This is a genomic window from Brevundimonas sp. ABV4_179, from assembly GCF_056311945.1.
The window spans coordinates 656,338-676,489 of sequence record NZ_CM149976.1 but is presented as its reverse complement, the minus strand read 5'-3'; the positions used below and the strand labels follow the sequence as shown (position 1 = coordinate 676,489).

17 protein-coding genes are annotated in these 20,152 nt (G+C 67.3%); 11 read left to right on the top strand and 6 right to left on the bottom strand.

Annotated features, from left to right (window positions below):
- Positions 1-36 precede the first annotated feature (36 nt).
- The 5 genes from truB (at position 37) to ACYX4P_RS03260 (ending at position 7,668) form a co-directional block, all read left to right on the top strand.
- Entirely contained in the window at positions 37-966 is a 930-nt protein-coding gene (gene truB, locus ACYX4P_RS03280) for a tRNA pseudouridine(55) synthase TruB (protein WP_248120565.1), read from the top strand.
- Positions 967-1,046: 80 nt separating this feature from the next.
- A complete protein-coding gene (gene rpsO / locus ACYX4P_RS03275; RefSeq protein ID WP_017506665.1) occupies positions 1,047-1,316 on the top strand; it encodes a 30S ribosomal protein S15 in 270 nt (89 codons plus the stop codon).
- 245 nt (positions 1,317-1,561) lie between these two features.
- A complete protein-coding gene (gene pnp, locus ACYX4P_RS03270) occupies positions 1,562-3,796 on the top strand; it encodes a polyribonucleotide nucleotidyltransferase (RefSeq protein WP_248120567.1) in 2,235 nt (744 codons plus the stop codon).
- A gap of 147 nt (positions 3,797-3,943) precedes the next feature.
- Positions 3,944-5,782, top strand: coding sequence for a DUF885 domain-containing protein (locus tag ACYX4P_RS03265; protein ID WP_248120568.1), 1,839 nt, complete (start codon positions 3,944-3,946; stop codon positions 5,780-5,782).
- Between the two features lie 86 nt (positions 5,783-5,868).
- Complete coding sequence (locus ACYX4P_RS03260) at positions 5,869-7,668, top strand: DUF885 domain-containing protein (protein ID WP_248120570.1); 1,800 nt, start codon at positions 5,869-5,871, stop codon at positions 7,666-7,668.
- 9 nt (positions 7,669-7,677) lie between these two features.
- On the opposite strand, the gene ACYX4P_RS03255 is transcribed toward ACYX4P_RS03260, so the two are convergent.
- The 3 genes from ACYX4P_RS03255 to ACYX4P_RS03245 are packed head-to-tail and all read right to left on the bottom strand — an operon-like array spanning position 7,678 to position 9,943.
- Positions 7,678-8,649, bottom strand: coding sequence for an NAD(P)/FAD-dependent oxidoreductase (locus tag ACYX4P_RS03255; protein ID WP_248120572.1), 972 nt, complete (start codon positions 8,647-8,649; stop codon positions 7,678-7,680).
- The gene (locus tag ACYX4P_RS03250) at positions 8,598-9,734 is read right to left on the bottom strand and encodes a DUF1176 domain-containing protein (RefSeq protein WP_476070189.1); all 1,137 of its coding nucleotides are present in this window, start codon (positions 9,732-9,734) and stop codon (positions 8,598-8,600) included. Before ACYX4P_RS03250 ends, ACYX4P_RS03255 begins: the two co-directional genes overlap by 52 nt.
- Entirely contained in the window at positions 9,731-9,943 is a 213-nt protein-coding gene (locus tag ACYX4P_RS03245) for a hypervirulence associated TUDOR domain-containing protein (RefSeq protein WP_248120576.1), read from the bottom strand. Before ACYX4P_RS03245 ends, ACYX4P_RS03250 begins: the two co-directional genes overlap by 4 nt.
- A 310-nt stretch (positions 9,944-10,253) precedes the next feature.
- On the opposite strand from ACYX4P_RS03245, the gene ACYX4P_RS03240 reads away from it, so the two are divergent.
- The 3 genes from ACYX4P_RS03240 (at position 10,254) to ACYX4P_RS03230 (ending at position 12,806) form a co-directional block, all read left to right on the top strand.
- A complete protein-coding gene (locus tag ACYX4P_RS03240) occupies positions 10,254-11,474 on the top strand; it encodes an NADP-dependent isocitrate dehydrogenase (RefSeq protein WP_248120580.1) in 1,221 nt (406 codons plus the stop codon).
- A gap of 134 nt (positions 11,475-11,608) precedes the next feature.
- Positions 11,609-12,217 (top strand): DUF2939 domain-containing protein, encoded by a 609-nt coding sequence (locus ACYX4P_RS03235; RefSeq protein WP_292075108.1) that lies wholly within the window; start codon positions 11,609-11,611, stop codon positions 12,215-12,217.
- Positions 12,218-12,251: 34 nt separating this feature from the next.
- Complete coding sequence (locus ACYX4P_RS03230) at positions 12,252-12,806, top strand: DUF2939 domain-containing protein (protein WP_248120583.1); 555 nt, start codon at positions 12,252-12,254, stop codon at positions 12,804-12,806.
- Between the two features lie 245 nt (positions 12,807-13,051).
- Here the strand turns inward: ACYX4P_RS03230 and alaS are convergent, their stop codons facing one another.
- The 3 genes from alaS to ACYX4P_RS03215 all read right to left on the bottom strand — a co-directional run bounded on the left by alaS (position 13,052) and on the right by ACYX4P_RS03215 (position 17,286).
- Positions 13,052-15,697 (bottom strand): alanine--tRNA ligase, encoded by a 2,646-nt coding sequence (alaS, locus tag ACYX4P_RS03225; RefSeq protein WP_248120585.1) that lies wholly within the window; start codon positions 15,695-15,697, stop codon positions 13,052-13,054.
- 88 nt (positions 15,698-15,785) lie between these two features.
- Positions 15,786-16,652: a pirin family protein gene (locus ACYX4P_RS03220; protein WP_248120587.1), complete on the bottom strand. Its 867-nt coding sequence runs from the start codon at positions 16,650-16,652 to the stop codon at positions 15,786-15,788.
- 37 nt (positions 16,653-16,689) lie between these two features.
- Positions 16,690-17,286, bottom strand: a complete 597-nt coding sequence (locus ACYX4P_RS03215; RefSeq protein ID WP_248120589.1) for a hypothetical protein — start codon at positions 17,284-17,286, stop codon at positions 16,690-16,692.
- Positions 17,287-17,492: 206 nt separating this feature from the next.
- Between ACYX4P_RS03215 and sdhC the strand changes: the two genes are divergently transcribed.
- From sdhC to sdhA, 3 genes are read left to right on the top strand one after another with little or no spacing between them, the layout of a single operon-like run.
- Positions 17,493-17,957 (top strand): succinate dehydrogenase, cytochrome b556 subunit, encoded by a 465-nt coding sequence (gene sdhC, locus ACYX4P_RS03210; RefSeq protein WP_248120590.1) that lies wholly within the window; start codon positions 17,493-17,495, stop codon positions 17,955-17,957.
- On the top strand, positions 17,954-18,358 hold the full coding sequence (gene sdhD, locus ACYX4P_RS03205) for a succinate dehydrogenase, hydrophobic membrane anchor protein (protein WP_248120592.1): 405 nt from the start codon (positions 17,954-17,956) through the stop codon (positions 18,356-18,358). The genes sdhC and sdhD overlap by 4 nt, the downstream gene beginning before the upstream one ends.
- An 8-nt stretch (positions 18,359-18,366) precedes the next feature.
- Positions 18,367-20,151: a succinate dehydrogenase flavoprotein subunit gene (sdhA, locus tag ACYX4P_RS03200; protein WP_248120594.1), complete on the top strand. Its 1,785-nt coding sequence runs from the start codon at positions 18,367-18,369 to the stop codon at positions 20,149-20,151.
- Position 20,152: the final 1 nt, after the last annotated feature.

The following is a 20,152-nucleotide window of genomic DNA, read 5'->3' as shown; positions in this document are numbered from 1 at the left end:
GCCTCAAGTAGCGCGAAGCGCGATAGGCCAACCGTAATGGGCCGCAAGAAGAAGGGCGAGATCGTCGACGGCTGGGTGTGCCTGGACAAGCCGTTCGAGATGGGATCGACCGAGGCCGTCAGCCGCATCCGCCGCCTGTTCGACGCCCAGAAGGCCGGTCACGCAGGCACGCTGGACCCATTGGCCAGCGGCATCCTGCCCATCGCGCTGGGCGAAGCGACCAAGACCGTGCCCATGATGATGGAGGCGCAGAAGGTCTATCGCTTCACCATCAACTGGGGCGTCTCGACCGACAGCGTGGACCGCGAGGGCGAGATCATCGGACGGTCGGACGTGCGCCCGACCGTGGATCAGGTGAAGGCCGCCCTGCCCGCCTTCGTCGGCGAGATCGACCAGACCCCGCCGCGCTTTTCCGCCATCAAGGTGGACGGCGCCCGCGCCTATGACCTGGCGCGCGACGGGGTGGAGTTCGAACTGCCGTCGCGGCGCGTGACCATCCATTCCGCCGAGGTCAGCGGCGCGCCCGACGCCGACCACGTTGAAATCACCATCCGCACCGGCAAGGGCGTCTATGTGCGATCGCTGGCGCGCGACCTGGCGGCGGTTCTGGGCGCCGAGGGCCATGTCAGCGCCCTGCGACGCGAGCGGGTGGGGCCGTTCAGCACGCAAAACGCCGTCACTCTGGATTCTCTGGAGGAAATGGTGCATAGGGGCGCCGCCTCGGAAGGCTTGCTTGCCGTCGCGACCGCTCTGGACGACATCCCGGAACTGGCCGTAACGGAACAGGACGCCTTCTCGCTTCGGCAGGGACGCCCGATCGTTCTGCTCCCCCGTCAGGTGGAAACCCTCAAAGGCCGTCTTTCCGACGGTTCGCGCACGGTTTCAGCCTTTCAGGGCCAGACCCTCGTCGCCCTCTGTCAGTTGCGGGCCGGCCGGCTAGAACCCGACCGCGTTTTCAACCTCTAGGCCCGCGCCATCCGGCAAGGGCCGAGACCCCACGGCCTCAAGTCGCGCGAAGCGCGATAGGCCAAGAAAGGACTCTTACGATGTCGGTTACTGCTGAACGCAAGCACGAGATCATCGCCGATAACGCCCGCTCCGCCGGCGACACCGGCTCGGCCGAGGTTCAGGTCGCGATCCTGTCGGAACGCATCGCCAACCTGACCGAACACTTCAAGACCCACAAGAAGGACAACCACTCGCGTCGTGGCCTTCTGAAGATGGTGTCGCAACGTCGCCGCCTGCTCGACCACCTGAACAAGGTCGACGCCGGCCGCTACCAGGCGCTCATCTCCAAGCTGGGCCTTCGCCGCTAAGGCGTCGGATCAGTGTAAAAGAACGCTTTCGAGGCGCGGGCGGTCACGTCCGCGCCTCGTTGTGCAACTAGACACGACCTGTGCGCCGCAGGACTTAACGGCGCTGCTGCGAGGGCCATGACGGTCCTCTCCCGGTCGTTCGCGATGGCGCGGCGACCTCTGGATCGAAGGACTGAACGCCGACGCATCCGCCCCATGATGGGACCCCGCCGGGAATACGCCCGCCGGGATACGAAAGACGAAATATGTTCGACATCAAACGCAAGACGATCGAGTGGGCCGGACGCCCGCTGACCCTGGAAACGGGCCGCATCGCCCGCCAGGCCGATGGCGCCGTGCTGGCCACCTATGGCGAGACCGTGGTTCTGGCCACCGTCGTCTATGGCCGCGCGCCCAAGCCGGGCCTGGACTTCTTCCCCCTGACCGTCAACTACCAGGAAAAGACCTTCGCCGCCGGCAAGATCCCCGGTGGTTACTTCAAGCGTGAAGGCCGTCCGTCCGAGAAGGAAACCCTGGTTTCCCGCCTGATCGACCGTCCGATCCGCCCGCTGTTCGTCAAGGGCTTCAAGAACGAGACCCAGGTCGTCGTGACCGTGCTGCAGCACGACATGGAAAACGACCCGGACGTCCTGGGCATGGTCGCCGCCTCGGCCGCCCTGACCATCTCGGGCGTGCCCTTCATGGGCCCGATCGGCGCCGCGCGCGTCGGCCTGATCGACGGTGAGCTGGTCCTGAACCCGACCATCGACCAGGTCCCGACCTCGGACCTCGACCTGGTGGTCGCCGGCACGCAGGACGCCCTGATGATGGTCGAATCCGAAGCCAAGGAGCTGTCGGAAGAGAAGATGCTGGAAGCCCTGATGTTCGCGCACGCGGGCATGCAGCCGGTCATCGACGCCATCATCGACCTGGCCGAACACGCCGCCAAGGAGCCGTTCGACTTCCAGGCCGAAGACCACGCCGACGTCGTCGCCTCGATCAAGTCGCTGGTCGGCGAGGACATCAAGGCCGCCTACACCCACCCCGGCAAGTACGACCGTCGCTCGGGCGTCGATGCGGCCAAGAAGACCGCCGCCGCCAAACTGGTGAAGACCGACGAGAACCCCGAAGGCGTCGACAGCTCCAAGTTCTCGGCCGCCTTCAAGGAATGTGAAGCCGAAGTCCTGCGTCGCGACATCATCGAAAACGCGCACCGCGTCGACGGCCGCGCCCTTGACAAGGTCCGCGCCATCGTGTCGGAAGTCGGCGTCCTGCCGCGCACCCACGGTTCGGCCCTGTTCACGCGCGGCGAAACCCAGGCCCTGGTCGTCGCCACTCTGGGCACCGGCGAGGACGAGCAGTACATCGACAGCCTGCAGGGCACCTACAAGGAAAGCTTCCTGCTGCACTACAACTTCCCCCCCTATTCGGTGGGTGAAGCGGGTCGCATGGGTTCGCCCGGCCGTCGCGAAATCGGTCACGGCAAACTGGCCTGGCGCGCGATCCGCCCGATGCTGCCGACCAAGGAAGACTTCCCCTACACCATCCGTCTGGTGTCGGAGATCACCGAGTCGAACGGCTCGTCCTCGATGGCCACGGTCTGCGGTTCGTCGCTGGCCCTGATGGACGCGGGCGTTCCGCTGATCCGTCCGGTCTCCGGCATCGCCATGGGTCTGATCCTGGAGCCGTCGGGCGAGTTCGCCATCCTGTCGGACATCCTGGGTGACGAAGATCACCTGGGCGACATGGACTTCAAGGTCGCCGGCACGTCGCAGGGCATCACCAGCCTGCAGATGGACATCAAGGTCGCCGGCATCACCAAGGAGATCATGGAACAGGCCCTGACCCAGGCTTCGGCCGGTCGCCTGCACATCCTGGACGAGATGTCCAAGGCCATGGACGCGCCGCGCACCGAACTGGGCGAACACGCGCCCAAGATCGAAACCATCAAGATCGCGGTCGACAAGATCCGTGAAGTGATCGGTTCGGGCGGCAAGGTGATCCGCGAGATCGTCGAGAAGACCGGCGCCAAGATCGACATCGGCGACGACGGCACCATCAAGGTCGCCGCCAACGACCAGGAGAAGATCGACGCGGCCAAGGCCTGGATCCAGTCCATCGCCTCGGAACCGGAAGTCGGCACGATCTACACCGGCAAGGTCGTGAAGGTCGTCGACTTCGGCGCCTTCGTGAACTTCTTCGGCGCCAAGGACGGCCTGGTCCACGTGTCCCAGATCGCTCTGGAACGCGTCGCCAATCCGGCCGACGTCCTGTCGGAAGGCCAGGAGGTCAAGGTCAAGTTCCTGGGCTTCGACGATCGCGGCAAGACCAAGCTGTCGATGAAGGTCGTGGATCAGGAAACCGGCGAGGACATCACCGACAAGATCAACGCCGAACGCGCCGAGCGCGGCGAGGCCCCGCTGTCGGAAGACACCGGCGGTCGTCCCAAGCGCGAGGGCGGTGATCGGGGTGGCGATCGCGGCCGTCGTCGTCGCGACTAAGCGACTTCGATACCAAGACTGAACGAGGCCCGGCGGAACAATCCGCCGGGCCTTTTTCTTCGCCAACCGGACTGACCTTGCGGCGATTTCACTTGCCGCATCCACTCGTGCGGTCTCCATTGCCGCATCGTCCGTGGGGAGAACGTCATGCTGGATCGCCGCCGCCTTCTTCAGTCCGCCGCCCTAGGCGCGGGCCTTTCGGCCCTTGGGGGCGCGACCGCCTTCGGCCGGCCGCAGGACGGCGGGACGGCGGGAGCGGCGGACGGCGCCTTCAAAATCTTCATGGACAAGGCGTTCGAGGGCACGTTGGATCGCGCGCCTGAGGTCGTAACCGCCTTCGGCCTGGACAAGGGCGGGCGCGCCGCCGCCAAGTCGCAACTGACCGCCCCGACCCGCGCCGAGGAGGAGGGCCAGCGCGCCTTCATCCGCCAGCAGTCCGCCGACCTGGCCCGCATCGACCGCCGCGCACTGTCGCCCCGCGACCTGAACTATTACGACAGCATCAAGGACAATCTGGACGGGGTCATCGCCACCTACGACATCCCCTATGGCCAGGGCGGCTGGCCCAATCCGTATCGGGTCAGCCAGCAGGGCGGCGCCTATCAGTCCACGCCGGACTTCCTGGCCAATCAGCACACCATCGAGACCGCCGCCGACGCCGACGCCTATGTGGTGCGGGTCAACGCCTTCGCCGATGTCCTGGCCGCCGAAACGGATCGGCTGAAGGAGGAGTATGCGCTGGGGGTCGTGCCGCCCGACTTCATCCTGGCCAAGGCGATCCGCCAACAGGATGGCGTCCTGGGCACTTCGGCGGCGACCTCCCCCCTGACCCAATCCGTGGTGGACCGGACCCAGGCCAAGGGCCTGAGCGGCGACTGGGGCGCCCAGGTCCAGCGTCTGATCGAAACACGGGTCTATCCGGCCCTGGCGGCGCAGAACGCGGTGCTGAAGGCCGCCCAGCCGAACGCCGTGCACGAGGCGTCGGTGCGCCGCCTGCCGCAGGGCGAGGAGTATTACGCCAACAGCCTGCGCTACATCACGACCACCCGACTGACCGCCGACGAGATCCACCGCACCGGCGTCGAACAGATGGCCGAATTGACCGCGCGCGCCGATGGCCTGTTGAAGGCGCAAGGGCTGACGCAGGGGTCGGTCGCCCAGCGGATCGCCGCCCTGGGGGACGATCCCAAATACATCTACGCCAATACCGATGCGGGCAAGGCCGAGCTGATCGCCAAGCTGAACGCCCAGATGGCGGACATGCAGGCCCGCCTGCCCAACGCCTTCGGCCGCCTGCCCAAGGCCAAGGTCGAGATCAAGCGCGTGCCGCCCGAGATCGAGGCGGGCGCGCCGATGGGCTATTACAACGCGCCCAGCCTGGATGGGACGCGGCCGGGCATCTATTGGATCAATCTGAAGGACACGGCGGAATGGCCGTCCTGGTCCCTGCCGACCCTGACCTATCACGAGGCCACGCCGGGTCACCATCTGCAGATCAGCCTGCAGCAAGAGAGCCCGTCGGCGCCGCTTCTGATGAACCTGTTGGGCTTCTCCAGCTATGTCGAGGGCTGGGGGCTTTACGCCGAACAGCTCGCCGACGAACTGGGCGCCTATGAGAACGATCCGGTCGGGCAGGTCGGCTATCTTCAGTCGCTGATGTTCCGCGCCGCGCGCCTGGTGGTCGACACCGGCATCCACTCCAAGGGTTGGAGCCGCGAACAGGGAATCCGCTACATGATGGAGGCCTATGGCGACCAGGAGGGGGCGGCGACGTCCGAGGTCGAACGCTATTGCGGCTGGCCCGGCCAGGCCTGCGCCTACAAGGTCGGGCACAACGAATGGGTTCGGCTGCGCGAGACGGCCAAGACCACCCTGGGGTCCAGGTTCGACATCAAGGGTTTCCACGACACGGCCCTGGCCGCCGGCGGCGTGCCGCTGTCGGTGCTGGAGCGGATCGTCAACGGTTGGGTCGCGGCCCAGGCCTGATCGCATCCCGGTCGCGCCGGACCGACGTCGAAGACAAACAGGGACCGCCTCGGCGCGGGCGCGGTCCGTCACCGAGAGTTCGCCGCATGATCGACCGTCGCCGCCTTTTGCTGACCGCCGCCGCTGTGGCGGTCGCGCCGACTCTGGTTCAGGCCGAGCCCCTTCAGACCGACGCGGATGGACGGCTGAATGGTCTGCTGGACGGCTGGTTCGAGGCCGATATCGACGACAGCCCGGAGCGCGCCACCAACCTGGGTCTGGATCGGGGCGCGCGCGCCAGCCTGTCGTCAAGGCTCAGCGAGACCGGGCCGGACGCCATCCGCAAAGATCGTGCGAAGGCCTTGGATCGCTGGGGCCAGTTGAAAGGCTTCGACCAGGCCGGTCTGTCGTCGGCCGGGGCGCTGAACTACGCCATCGCCGCCTTCGGCGCGGAGACGGCGGCGGAGACGGCGCGCTTCGACTATGGGGCGGGGCCGGGGCGACCGTCGCCCTATGTCGTGACCCAGTTGTCGGGCGCCTATTTCAGCACGCCGGACTTCCTGGACAATCAGCACCGGGTCGAGGATGCGGCCGGCGCCGACGCCTTCCTGTCGCGGCTGGAAGCCTTCTCGGGCGTACTGGACGGCGAGACGGCCAAGATAGAGGAAGACGCTGGTCTGGGCGCCATCCCGCCCGACTTCATCATCGACCGGATGTTGCCGCAGATTCGGGCCCTGCGCGACACGCCCGTCGCCGACATGGCCATGCTGAAGTCGCTGGCGCGCAAGACGGGCGATCTGGGCCTGGCGGGTTATGACGGTCGCGCCGCCGCGATCATGGACCAGAAGGTCAAACCGGCCCTGGCCGCCCAGATCGCGGCGCTGGAAGCCTTGCGTCCCCGCGCCACCCATGACGCGGGGGTCTGGCGTCTGCCGGACGGCGAGGCCTTCTATGCGGCAGGGCTCAAGGCCAATACGACCACGACCCTGACCGCCCGCGAAATCCACGCCTTGGGCCGCGAACAGGTGGCCGAAATCAGCGCCGAGATCGACGCCATCCTGAAGACCCAGGGCTATACCCAGGGCACGGTCGGCGAACGCATCCAGGCCCTGAACAAGGAGCCGGCCCAGCTGTTCGCCAACACCGACGCAGGCAAGGCCGAACTGCTGGCCTGGCTGAACCGGCTGGTCGCCGATCTGGAGCCGAAACTGCCTCAGGTGTTCGGCCGCCTGCCCAAGTCGCACGTCGAAATCCGTCGCGTGCCTGTGTCGATCCAATCGGGTGCGCCGGGCGGCTATTACCAGGGACCGCCGTTGGATGGGTCGCGACCGGGCGCCTATTACATCAACCTGCGCGACAGCGGGAACTGGCCGCGCTTCGCCCTGCCGACCCTGACCTATCATGAGGCCTCGCCAGGGCATCACCTGCAGGTGGCGCTGCAGCGCGAGTCCGGCGAGCTGCCGCAATGGCGCCGCGCGGGCGGCTTCTCGGCCTATAACGAGGGCTGGGCCTTGTATGCGGAGGCGGTGGCGGCCGACGACCTGGACGCCTATGCGACGGATCCGCTGGGCCGGGTCGGTTTTTTGATGTCCTATCTGTTCCGGGCCGTGCGTCTGGTGGTGGACACGGGCCTGCACTCCGAGCGCTGGAGCCGGGAACGGGCGGTCGAATATATGGCGGCCTCGGGCGCCAAGCCGCTGGATGCGTCGAACAGCGAGATCAACCGCTACTGCGTCTGGCCCGGCCAGGCCTGTTCCTACAAGGTCGGCCATACGGTCATCGCCCGCCTGCGCAAGGAGGCCGAAGCCAAGCCCGACTTCGACCTGCGCGCCTTCCACGACAAGGTTCTGGAGAACGGGTCGCTGCCGCTGGCGGTGCTGGAACGGATCGTGGGCGGCCGCGCCTAGAGGTTTGGCCTAATCCGCGACGGTCAGGCCGTCGATCTGGCGCAGGCGGTTGTGGATGTCGGTGGCGGCGACGGCGGCCTCGGCGGTGGCCACGGCGATCTGGTTGAGGCCGCGCACCACGTCGCCGGCGGCGTAGAGGCCGGGCACGCTGGTCGCCTGGTGCAGATCGACCTCCAGCCGGCCGTCGTCGGACAGGCGCGCCCCCAGGCCTTGGGCCAGTTCGGCGTTCGGCGACGTTCCCAGCGCCGAATAGACCAGGTCGAAAGCCCGCGTCTGGACCGATCCGCCCGGCCCTTTCCAGGTCAGGGCCGTCACCCGATCCTGTTCCAGCCGTACGGCCTCCAGCGGAGCGAAGATCAGTTCGACGCCCAGCCGGTCCAGCTCGTCACGCCGTGTCAGGGCGTCCGGCGGACCGATGTGGATCAGGGTGACCCGGTCGGAATAGGTCCGCATGAAGGCGGCCTCGCGCGCGCCCTTGTCGCTGCGCCCGATGACGGCGACGACCTTGCCGGTCGCCTCATAGCCGTCGCAGATCGGGCAGATGCGCACCAGCGCCCGCTGAACCGCCCGCTCAACGTCTGGTAGGTCAGGGTGATGATCGACGACGCCTGTGGCCAGAAGGACGGCGCGGGCGCGCAGGGTCTGGCCCTCGACTTCGGCGACGAAGCCTTGGCCATCCGGGGCCAGGGTCGTCACTCGGCCCGCCGAGAGGACGGCGCCATATTCCTCGGCCTGTTCGCGCATCCGGGCCAGGATGTCGGGGCCGGAGACCCCGGCGGGAAAGCCGGGGGTATTGTGGCTGAGCGGGATCCAGCAGGCGCGCGGTCGTCCGCCGTCGATCACCAAGGTCTGGCGACGAAAGCGGGCGAGGTAGGTCGCGGCCGTCAAGCCGGCGGGGCCGGCGCCGATGACCAGAACCTCTGGGTCGTTCACCGCGTGCGCCAGGCGACAGGCCAGAAGTCGGACGGCACGCCCGCGCATTCGCCCATCGTGCTTTCGCGTGTCAAAACGAAGCGCTGGCCGGTCCAGGTCCAGGTCTGCAAGGTCCCGCAATCGCCGATGCCGCGCCCCTTGGCGAAGCTGGACAGGGTGCGCGAACCGGGATCGTATTCTCCATTGACGGTCGAGTTGTCGGGCGCGTTCGGATCCGCGCCCGGCCCGGCCGTGCCGATCAGGGCCGCCGGTCGGGGATCGCGCCCGCCCGGTCCGGTCAGATACCAGTTGTGGGTCAGGTTGTAGGCGCCCGAGCCGCAGGGCACGGCCCACAGCTCGGTGCGCGCATCCAGCCGGGCGGACATGACCATGTCGCTGACGGCCGGCATGGCGGATTCCTTAAGACAGTTTCCGACCTCGGTCAGGCCGCGAAGGGCGGCGGGCAGGGTCTGGTTCTGATCGCCGAAGCCCGCCTGGCTCACGGGCGGCGCAGCCGCCACCGTGGGCAAGTCAGGCGCGACCGGCACGGTGGAGGCCGGCTTTTCGCCGCGTCGCATCAGGGCCGTGGGCGTGTCCAGGCGCCCTTGCTTCTCGTCGATCCACAACAGGGCGGCCGCTGCGCCATGCAGGGAGATATCCTGGCTGGAGACTCCGCGAATGGTCATGACCTTGCCCTGGGCCAAGGCGTCGATGACGGGCCGGACGTCGCCGGGGATCTGGCCGATCGGGGCGTCGTCCTCGCTGGCCGCGTTCAGATCGGCGGCGAAGTTGCGGCCGTCGATGGTCAGGCCGATACGCGCCAGACCCTTAGCATCGTCGTGCGGCCAGTAGCCGAACACCACCTGGGGCCTGGCGTCCGGGCCAGGGTCGAGCATGATGCGAACCCAGCCGCCATTGAACCCGGAGGTGAAGCCGAAAGCCCAGCAGGTTCCGTCATTGCCGCAGGTGGCGCTCCAGTCGCGGAACGATTTGGTCTCGCTGGCGATCTGAAGCACCGGCGCGGCGGCGGGCGTCGGGGCGGATGCGGCGGGGGCCGCGGGGGCGCCGGTCTTCTTCGTTGAATCCTTGTCGCCGCAGGCGGCCAGGGCGAGGGCGGACGCCCCGACGGCGACCATCATTCGGGAAGCGATCATGCCTTCTTCAACTCCGACGGTTTGTGGGCCGCGCGTGCGCCGGTCTTGGCGCTCTCCACGATATATTCCGGGTTATCGGGAGAAGCGGCGACCTTATGGCCCTTGATGCGGGTTTCAGAGGTGACCTTCTTGAGCACCTTGCCGGTGGTCGCGCCCTGGCTATGATCCCATTTTACGCGATCACCGGCCTTGAACGTCTTTTCCGGCATGGCTGTGCTCCCTGCGGCCCCGCTTGATGCTCAGCGATCAGCCGGCGCATCAGTTCCGCGTCGATCACTGGCGGCGCCTCGCAAAAGACCATGATCCACTGCTCGACAAGGTCGCGCTCTTCATCCGTCATTCCGTCGTCCGTCGTCGTTTCGGGCCCTGAAAGACTCCGAACGGGCGCATCTGGTTCAGCTTGGCCGCGGATGGCTTTTTCCGGGCAGGGTTAACGCCGGGTCGGGCTTTGCGTGAACGCCCCGCCCCGCTATACCGCCGCCACGATATTCCTTCCCACAGTCACAGGCGGACACGCGCATGGCCAAGATCAAGGTCGAAAACCCCATCGTCGACATCGACGGCGACGAAATGACCCGCATCATCTGGCAGATGATCAAGGACAAGCTGGTCTTCCCGTTCCTGGATCTGGAGCTGGACTACTATGACCTGGGCATGGAGCACCGCGACGCCACCGACGACCAGGTGACCATCGATGCGGCCCACGCGATCCAGAAGCACGGCGTGGGCGTCAAGTGCGCCACCATCACCCCCGATGAGGCGCGCGTCGCCGAGTTCGGCCTGAAGAAGATGTGGAAGTCGCCGAACGGCACCATCCGCAACATCCTGGGCGGCGTGGTCTTCCGCGAGCCGATCATCTGCTCCAACGTGCCGCGCCTGGTTCCGGGCTGGACCCAGCCCATCGTGGTCGGCCGTCACGCCTTCGGCGACCAGTACAAGGCCACCGACTTCCTGATGCCCGGCCCCGGCACCCTGACGATCAAGTTCGTCGGCGAGGACGGCGAAGTGATCGAACACGAGGTCTACAAGGCGCCCGGCGCCGGCGTGGCCATGGCCATGTACAACCAGGACGCCTCGATCCGCGAGTTCGCCCACGCCTCGTTCGCCTATGGCCTGCAGCGCAACTATCCGGTCTATCTGTCGACCAAGAACACGATCCTGAAAGCCTATGACGGCCGCTTCAAGGACCTGTTCCAGGAAGTGTTCGACGAACACTACGCCGCCGAGTTCAAGGCGCGCGGCCTGACCTACGAGCACCGTCTGATCGACGACATGGTGGCGGCCGCGATGAAGTGGTCGGGCGGCTTCGTCTGGGCGTGCAAGAACTACGACGGCGACGTGCAGTCCGACGTGGTGGCGCAGGGCTTCGGCTCGCTGGGCCTGATGACCTCGGTCCTGATGACCCCGGACGGCAAGGTGCTGGAGACGGAAGCCGCCCACGGCACCGTGACCCGCCACTATCGCCAGCATCAGAAGGGCGAGGCCACCTCGACCAACTCGATCGCCTCGATCTTCGCCTGGACGCGCGGCTTCAAGCACCGCGCCAAGCTGGACGGCAACGCGGCCCTGGACCAGTTCGCCGACACCTTGGAGAAGGTCGTCGTCGACACCGTCGAAGCTGGCTTCATGACCAAGGACCTGGCGCTGCTGGTCGGCGACCAACAGGGCTGGCTGACCACCGAAGGCTTCCTCGACAAGGTGGCCGAAAACCTCAAGACCGCCCTGCCGGACGTCGGCTAAGGTTGATCTTCTCCCCCAGCTTCGCCGGGGAGGACTGTCTCAAGTCGCGCGATGCGCGATAGGATAGACAAGAATGAAGGCCCCGACGGAGCGATCCGTCGGGGCTTTTCGTTGTGCCGGGAGCCGGGGCGTGCATGATCGGCGATAATGAGGAAGCGTTCGTGAAGCGGCTGTTCGGAAATCTGGTGCTGGCGGCGCTCGCCGTGGCGGTGCTGGCCTTCTTCGCCGCGCCGGCGGTGGGCTTCTTCGCCATACGTTCGGCGGCGGAGGCCAGCGATGTGGCGGGGCTTTCGCGACTGATCGACTTCGGCGCAGTCCGTCAGTCGCTGAGGCCGCAGCTGGCGGGGCGGCCCGAGGCGATGGCGCCGGCGCCGTCCTTCCTGGAGGATCCCATCGGCGCCTTCCGACGACAGTTTGAGCAGCAGAACCCGCTGCAGCGTCAGCCCGATGTGAACGCCTATCTGACGCCGGCGGCCCTTTCGGGCCTGCTGAGGGGCGAGGGGCGCTACGCCAACCAGCGGACGCACGCTGCGACGCCGCCGGGCGCAAAGGTCAAGAAGCCCTGGCCGCGCCCCGCCTATTGGAGCGTCAACCGGGTGCGGATGGCGGTCGCCGATCAGGGCGGATCGCGCACCCTGTTCACCTTCGAGCGGCGAGGGCCGTTCGAATGGAAGCTGGTCCATATCGGCCTGCCCGAGGGCGCAGCGCCGCTGGCCGCGCCCGCCCAGGTCGGTCGTCCATGAGCCGCCTCATCATCCGTTTCCCAAAGGAGGGATCATGACCCGCAAGATCGTCATCGGGGCCGTCATCGCCGGGATCGTCGCCCTGGCCGTCGCCCTGTTCGTCTCGCCCTTCCTGGCGGCGCAGGGGATCGTGCGGGCGGCGCGGGCCGGGGATGCGGGGGCGCTGGAACGGCAGGTGGACTTCCCCGCCTTTCGCGCCAGCCTGAAGAGCGAACTGAACGCCCGCGCGCGACTGGAAATCCGCGAACGGGCCAAGGGCGACCGGGGGCTGGCGGCCCTGGGGATGCTGGTGGCGCCGTCGCTGGTGGACGGGGCGGTCGACAACTTCGTCACGCCGCAGGGGGTTGCGGCCCTGGTGCGGTCCGGCGAGACGCCGGCGCCGGAACGGCCGGCGCCCGCCGACGACACGCCCGCCGCGCCCAAGGACAAGGTGCGCCAGTCATGGGCCTATCGCGGGCTGAACCGCTTCGCCGTGACCCTGACGCGCGACGACAAGCCGGAAGAGGAACTGGTGTTGATCCTGGAGCGTCGCGGGCCGTTCAACTGGAAGCTGGCCGGCGTCGATCTGACGCCCGATCCGATGATGTGATGCGGCGGCCCAATTGCACTGCACACCGTAAAATGGTGCAAAGTTCAATTTCGACCTGACGAATAAGCCGACTGGCTTGTCCTGCGCATGGCGACGATCCCCTTCTGACCGGCGATTATACGCGCAGTTCGAGCGGCGGCCGGCAGATGGACGCTGCTGCCAAACACGCTGTTGAAAACGCGGCCTTTTTCTCTCGCCAATAGGATCGATGGCCCGTCGTCCGGCGGACGAAGGGCCTTGTCGGCTCAGCCCAGCGCCGCGCGCACCGCCGCCAGACCGTGCTCGGCCTTGGCGCCGTCCGGGGCGCCGCCCTGGGCGAAGTCGGGCTTGCCGCCCGCGCCCTGGCCGCCCATGGCCAGGACGGCGGCGCGGGCCAGTTCGGCGGCGTTGACCGTGCCGGTCAGGTCCGAAGTGACGGCGACGGTGACGGCGGCCTTGCCCTCGGTCACGCCGATCAGGGCGACGACCCCCGTGCCGACCTGTTTGCGGAAGTCCTCGGCCACGCCGCGCAGACCCTTGCCGTCCACCCCATCCAGGACGCGGGCGATCAGCTTGACGCCGCCGATCTCCTCCGGCGCGGAGGACGCGCCCGAACCGCCGCCCAGGGCCAACTGTTTCTTCAACTCGGCGACCTGTTTCTCCAGCGTCCTGACCGACCCCTGAAGGGTCTCGACGCGCGCCGGCACGTCCAACGGCTGGATCTTGAAGTCGCGAGCCAGGTTGCGGGCCACCTTGGCCTGACCTTCCAGATAAAGGCGCGCGGCCTCGCCGGTCAGGGCCTCGATGCGGCGGACGCCGGCGGCGACGCCGGTTTCCTGAACCACCTTGAACAGGCCGATGTCGCCGGTGCGGGCGACGTGGGTGCCGCCGCACAGTTCGACCGAATAGGGGGCGTTGTCCGAAACCAGCGAACGGCCCAGGGTCAGGACGCGAACCTCGTCGCCGTATTTTTCGCCGAACAGGGCGATGGCGCCGGCCTCAATGGCGTCGGCCGGAGCCATCAGCTTGGTCTCCGCCGGGACGTTCTGACGGATCACGGCGTTGACCTCGGCCTCGATGGCGGCCAGCTCCTCCTCGGTGACCGGGGCCGAATGGCTGAAGTCGAAGCGGGCGCGCTCGGCGTCGACCAGTTGGCCCTTCTGCGCCACCTGCGGGCCGAGGACATTCTTGAGCGCCGTGTGCAGCAGGTGGGCGGCCGAGTGGTTGGCGCGCGTGGTCAGGCGTTTGTCGGCGTCAACGCTCTGCGCCACGCGGGCGCCGATCTGAAGCGTGCCAGCCGTGATCTGGACGGACAGGACGTGAAGGTCGCCGGCGTGTTTCTTGACGTCCAGCACTTCCGCTGCGCCGCCCGGCCACTCCAGGGTTCCCTGGTCGCCGGTCTGACCGCCGCTCTCGGCGTAGAAGGGGGTCGTGTCGAACAGGACCTCGACGATGTCGCCGGCCCCGGCCGCCTCGACAGGAGCGCCGCCGTTCAGGATGGCCAGGACCTCGCCCGACCCTTCGACGGCTTCATAGCCGGTGAAGACGGTCGGCCCCATGCGGTCGCGCACGGCCAGCCATTCGCCGGCGTTGGCCGTCTGACCCGAGCCCTTCCAGTTCTCTCGCGAGCGCTGGCGCTGTTCGGCCATGGCGGCCTCGAACCCGTCGACATTGACCGAGAAGCCGCGACGACGGGCCTCGTCCTGGGTCAAATCCAGAGGGAAGCCATAGGTGTCGGACAGGGTGAAGGCGGTCTGGCCATCCAGCATGTCGCCGGGCTTGAAGCCCTGAACCGCCGTGTCGAACAGGGTCATGCCGCGGCCGAGCGTGGTGCGGAAGCGGATCTCTTCCTGCTTCAGCGTGTCCTCGATGAAGGGCTGGGCGCGGGCCAGTTCGGGATAGGCGTCGCCCATCTGCGCCACCAGGGTCGGGACCAGACGGTGCATCAGCGGGTCGGCGGCGCCCAGCAGGTGGGCGTGGCGCATGGCGCGGCGCATGATGCGGCGCAGCACATAGCCCCGACCTTCGTTGGACGGCGTGACGCCGTCCGCGATCAGGAAGGACGACGAGCGCAGGTGGTCGGCGATGACTCGGTGGCTGGCGGCGCGCTCGCCCTCGGACTTGGTCGAGGTGGCGTCTTCGGAGGCCGCGATCAGGGTCTTGAACAGGTCGGTCTCGAACACCGAATGGACGCCCTGGAGGACGGTGGTCATCCGCTCAAGGCCCATGCCGGTGTCCACGCTGGGCTTGGGAAGGTTGCGAACGATCTGGTCGTTCTCCTTCTCGAACTGCATGAAGACGTTGTTCCAGATCTCGACGTAGCGGTCGCCGTCCTCGTCCGGGCTGCCGGGAGGGCCGCCGGCGATCTTGTCGCCGTGGTCCCAGAAGATTTCGGTGCAGGGGCCGCAGGGACCGCTGTCGCCCATGGCCCAGAAGTTGTCAGAGCCGGCGATGCGGATGATCTTGTCGTCGGAGAAGCCGGTGACCTTCTTCCAGATGGCGGCGGCCTCGTCATCGTCGATATAGACGGTGACCAAGAGGCGCTTGGCGTCCAGGCCGAACTCCTGCGTGACCAGCTTCCACGCCCGGTCGATCGCGTGTTCCTTGAAATAGTCGCCGAAGGAGAAGTTCCCCAGCATTTCGAAGAAGGTCAGGTGGCGGGCGGTATAGCCGACGTTGTCCAGATCGTTATGCTTGCCGCCCGCGCGGACGCATTTCTGCGAGGAGGTGGCGCGCGGATAGGGCGGCTTGGCCGCGCCCGTGAAATAGTCCTTGAACGGCACCATGCCCGCATTGACGAACAACAGGGACGGATCGTTCTGCGGCACCAGCGGCGCCGAGTGCACCTTCTCGTGGCCGTCGGCCGCGAAGAAGTCGAGGTAGGTGGCGCGGATCTCGTTCAGGCTGGGCATAGGGACGTGTCTTCGGCTCGGCGGTCGCTAAGGAACCGGCGTCATATAGGGTTTTGGCGGGGAACGCATCCCCGCCTCCGGGCCGCCGTCAGACGCGCGGCGGCGGCCCGAACTTGCCGGCCTGATAGTCCTGGACCGCCTGGATGATCTCTTCGCGGGTGTTCATGACGAAGGGGCCGTGGCTGAAGACCGGCTCGCCGATGGGTTCGGCGTGGCCCAGGAGGACGACGGCGTCCGATACGGCGGTGATCTGAACCGCATCGCCGTCGCCCAGGGCGGCCAGGTTCCATTGCGGCACGGCGGTGCCGGCGACGGAGACCTCGCCCTTGACGACATAAAGGAAGACGTTGCGGCCGGGCGCGACGGGGGTCTCGAACGCCGCGCCGGTCGGCAGACGAACGACAGCCAGATGGATGTCGATCAGCGACTGGATCGGCGCCTCGACGCTCAGCCATTCGCCCGAGACCGGCTCGACCGTGACTCCATTCTCGGTGACGAAGGCCGGGATGTCGGGCTTCTGCAGGCCGACATAGGCCGGCTTGGTCATCTTCAACCGCGACGGCAGGTTCACCCACAGCTGAAGAATCTCCATCGGGCCGCCGTCACGCTTGAAGGCGGCTGGCGACAGTTCGGCGTGGATCAGGCCCGAGCCGGCGGTCATCCACTGGATGCCGCCCGCCGAGATGATGCTCTCTCCGCCGCCGGAATCGTTATGGGCCAGTTCGCCGTCCAGAATGAAGGTGACGGTCTCGAAGCCACGGTGCGGATGGGGCCCGAAGGGCAGGCCCGCATTGCCGGGCGCATAGGTCTGGGGTCCGTGGTGGTTCAGGAACAGGAAGGGATCGATCTGGTCCACACCGGGGCCGGGCACGGGGCGGCGCGTGGTCAGGTCGCCGATGTCGTCGCGAACGGCGGGGTGCAGGCGAAGGACGGGACGGGGCGTGTTCTGTGTCATTCGTCACATATAAGGTGGCTAATCTGCCGCCGCCAGCCTAGCCGGGACGAGCGACCGTCACGGCGCGCGCGCGACCGTTCTGGACCAGTTCGCCGCTCCAGCCGCGGCCGGCGGCCCGCAGATGCAGTTCGCCGTCCGCCAGCGGCACCACGGCGGCTGCGCCGTCGAACCTGGCAGGACCGGCCGGACCATCAGCGGTCGGCGCCGCCCGCGCGTCCAGCCGGCGCCAGGCGCCTTCGATGCGTCGACCCTCGCCCCGGTCGGTCAGGGCGAAGGACAACAGCGGCTTGCCGTCGGCGTCCGCGACACGCCAGCGCCCGTCCAGCGGACCGGAGAGATGGTCAGCGTCGATCTCGGCCTGGGCGACGCCCTGGTCGTAGGCGGTCTGCCCGTCGCCAGGACTGACTTCATAATCGCCGGCATAGGCCTCAACGACGACCGCCGCGGTCAACGGGCTGCGTCGCCAGTCGCCGCCGGCGTCGCCCTGCGCTTCGATTTCCCGACCAAAGTCGGACGGCGGCTCGAACGGCCGGACCACGGGGGCCTGATAGGTTTCAGGCGTGGCGTCCAGAAGCCCCGCGGCTTGAGGCGTCTGGGCCAAGGCTGCTGCGGCGAGGAGGGCGAACAGGATCATGCGCCCACCCTGCCAAATCGCGGGACCGATCGCCTAGAGCCGGCAAGCCTTCGCGCGAAAACGTGATTCGGGCGAACGGCAAGGGTTAGAGACGCAACAATCGTCCCTTATGGCCAGCCGTGCGTTGACACCGGCCGCCCGGGGTCACAAAAGCCTCCGCAACCGCACACGGCGATTGAATTCATTCGCTTTTGAGAACCATTCGCATGACCAAGCCCAGCCCGAAGCCGGGTGGCGCAGCAAACGACCGGACGGGTCGTTTCGTCACCCAACCGAACGGTCACGTCACGCCGCTTTCGCCGCACATGGGCGTATGGCGCTGGCACGTGACCATGGCCGCCTCCATCCTGTTTCGCGCGACCATCATCGCCGCGACCGTGGGCGTGCTGTTCGTGGTCGCCTGGCTGGGCGCGATGGCGTTCGGCCCGGAACGTTACGCGGACTTCCTTATACTGGCCGGATCGCCGCTGGGCCTGTTCGTCGGCTTCGGCCTGACGGTGGTGCTGTTCTCCTTCGTGCTGAACGGCGCGCGTCACACCTATAACGACACCGGCAACGGGCTGACCCTGGGATCGGCCAATCTGCTGTCCAACATCGCGGTCTGGGCGCCCGTCCCGCTGGCCGTGCTGTTCTGGGTCGTCCTGTTCGTCGCCGGGAGGGTTTCGCTGTGAGCGGCGCCGTCAAGTTCAAGAACAACGTCAAGGTTTCCGAGCGCCACGGCGCCGGAGAATGGCTGACCGAGCGGGTGCTGTTGATCGCCCTGCTGCCGCTGGGCCTGTGGGTCGCCTCGACCGGCTTCAGCCTGGCGGGCGCCGGGTATGACGCCGTTCTGGCCTGGTTCGCCAATCCGCTGAACGCGGCCCTTATGGCGATCGCGGCGGTGGTCTTCTTCGGCTATCTGAGCCTGGCCTGGAAGGTGATCCTTGAAGACTATGTGCCGAACGCAGGGACACGCGGCCTGCTGGTCGCCCTGCTGAACATCGTCTTCGTCGTGCTGGCCGCCGCCAGCGTCTTCTTCATCGTGCGGCTGGCGCTGGGCTCGGCGCCGCTGCCCGCCGGCTTCGGAGCCTGAATAGACCGATGGCTGCTTACGAACTTATCGATCACGAATACGACGTCGTCGTCGTCGGCGCCGGCGGCTCGGGCCTGCGCGCCGCACTGGGCGCCGCACAGCAGGGGCTGAAGGTCGCCTGCGTGACCAAGGTCTTCCCGACCCGCTCGCATACCGTGGCGGCGCAAGGCGGCATCTCCGCCTCGCTCGGCAACATGGGCGAAGACAGCTGGCAGTGGCATATGTACGACACCGTCAAGGGGTCGGACTGGCTGGGCGACCAGGACTCCATCGAATATCTGGTCCGCAACGCCCCCAAGGCGGTCTATGAGCTGGAACACTGGGGCGTGCCCTTCAGTCGCACCGACGAAGGCAAGATCTATCAACGCGCCTTTGGCGGCATGACCCGCAACTTCGGCGAAGGCCCGGTGCAGCGCACCTGCGCCGCCGCCGACCGCACCGGCCACGCCATCCTGCACACCCTGTACGGCCAGTCGGTCCGTCGCGAGGTGAAGTTCTTCGTCGAATATTTCGCGCTGGACCTGATCATGCAGGACGGCGCCTGCACCGGCGTCACCGCGCTTCAGCTCGACAATGGCCAGCTTCACCAGTTCCGCGCCAAGATGGTGGTTCTAGCGACGGGCGGTTACGGCCGCGCCTATTTCTCCGCCACCTCGGCTCACACCTGCACCGGCGACGGCAATGCGATGGTGCTGCGCGCCGGTCTGCCGCTGCAGGACATGGAGTTCGTCCAGTTCCACCCGACCGGCATCTATGGCGCCGGCTGCCTGATCACAGAGGGCGCGCGTGGCGAGGGCGGATACCTGACCAACTCGGAAGGCGAGCGCTTCATGGAGCGCTATGCGCCGACCGTGAAGGACCTGGCCCCGCGCGACATGGTTTCGCGCTCCATGACCATCGAAATCCGCGAAGGCCGCGGCGTGGGTCCCAAGAAGGACCACATCTTCCTGCACCTGGATCACCTGGATCCGAAGATCCTGCATCAGCGCCTGCCCGGCATTTCCGAAAGCGCCAAGATCTTCGCCGGCGTGGACGTGACCAAGGAGCCGATCCCGGTCCTGCCGACCGTCCACTACAACATGGGCGGCATCCCCACGAACTATCACGGCGAGGTGCTGACGCTGCGCGACGGCAACCCCGACAGCGTGGTTCCGGGCCTGATGGCCGTGGGCGAGGCGGCCTGCGTCTCGGTGCACGGCGCCAACCGCCTGGGCTCCAACTCCCTGACCGACCTGGTGGTGTTCGGCCGAGCCGTCGGCCTGCGCTGCGGCGAGGTGGTGGACAAGGCGTCCGCCGTGCCGTCGGCCTCCAAGGCCCAGACCGACGCCCACATGGCCCGCCTGGACCGCTTCCGCTACGCGGACGGCTCGACCCCGACCGCCGAACTGCGTCTGTCGATGCAGCAGGCCATGCAAGCCGACGCCGCCGTCTTCCGCACCGGCAAGACGCTGGAAGAAGGCGTCCAGAAGCTGCGCGCCATCGACGCCGCCGGCGCCGACATCAAGACCACGGATCGCGGCCTGATCTGGAACACGGATCTGATGGAGACGCTGGAGTACGACAACCTGATCGCTCAGGCTCTGGTCACCATCGAGGGCGGCCTGAACCGCACGGAATCGCGCGGCGCTCACGCCCGTGAGGATTATCCCGATCGCGACGACGTCAACTGGATGAAGCACACCCTGGCCTGGAAGCGTCCGGGCGAGGGCGTCCAGATCGACTACCGTCCAGTCCACAACTACACCATGACCGACGAAGTCTCGTACATCGAGCCCAAGGCACGGGTTTACTAAG

Bases quoted from the DNA above. Each gene is read 5' to 3' on its own strand.
- truB (WP_248120565.1), top strand. From the start codon at position 37: ATGGGCCGCAAGAAGAAGGGCGAGATCGTCGACGGCTGGGTGTGCCTG.
- rpsO (WP_017506665.1), top strand. From the start codon at position 1,047: ATGTCGGTTACTGCTGAACGCAAGCACGAGATCATCGCCGATAACGCC.
- pnp (WP_248120567.1), top strand. From the start codon at position 1,562: ATGTTCGACATCAAACGCAAGACGATCGAGTGGGCCGGACGCCCGCTG.
- ACYX4P_RS03265 (WP_248120568.1), top strand. From the start codon at position 3,944: ATGCTGGATCGCCGCCGCCTTCTTCAGTCCGCCGCCCTAGGCGCGGGC.
- ACYX4P_RS03260 (WP_248120570.1), top strand. From the start codon at position 5,869: ATGATCGACCGTCGCCGCCTTTTGCTGACCGCCGCCGCTGTGGCGGTC.
- ACYX4P_RS03255 (WP_248120572.1), bottom strand. From the start codon at position 8,649: ATGCGCGGGCGTGCCGTCCGACTTCTGGCCTGTCGCCTGGCGCACGCG.
- ACYX4P_RS03250 (WP_476070189.1), bottom strand. From the start codon at position 9,734: ATGATCGCTTCCCGAATGATGGTCGCCGTCGGGGCGTCCGCCCTCGCC.
- ACYX4P_RS03245 (WP_248120576.1), bottom strand. From the start codon at position 9,943: ATGCCGGAAAAGACGTTCAAGGCCGGTGATCGCGTAAAATGGGATCAT.
- ACYX4P_RS03240 (WP_248120580.1), top strand. From the start codon at position 10,254: ATGGCCAAGATCAAGGTCGAAAACCCCATCGTCGACATCGACGGCGAC.
- ACYX4P_RS03235 (WP_292075108.1), top strand. From the start codon at position 11,609: ATGATCGGCGATAATGAGGAAGCGTTCGTGAAGCGGCTGTTCGGAAAT.
- ACYX4P_RS03230 (WP_248120583.1), top strand. From the start codon at position 12,252: ATGACCCGCAAGATCGTCATCGGGGCCGTCATCGCCGGGATCGTCGCC.
- alaS (WP_248120585.1), bottom strand. From the start codon at position 15,697: ATGCCCAGCCTGAACGAGATCCGCGCCACCTACCTCGACTTCTTCGCG.
- ACYX4P_RS03220 (WP_248120587.1), bottom strand. From the start codon at position 16,652: ATGACACAGAACACGCCCCGTCCCGTCCTTCGCCTGCACCCCGCCGTT.
- ACYX4P_RS03215 (WP_248120589.1), bottom strand. From the start codon at position 17,286: ATGATCCTGTTCGCCCTCCTCGCCGCAGCAGCCTTGGCCCAGACGCCT.
- sdhC (WP_248120590.1), top strand. From the start codon at position 17,493: ATGACCAAGCCCAGCCCGAAGCCGGGTGGCGCAGCAAACGACCGGACG.
- sdhA (WP_248120594.1), top strand. From the start codon at position 18,367: ATGGCTGCTTACGAACTTATCGATCACGAATACGACGTCGTCGTCGTC.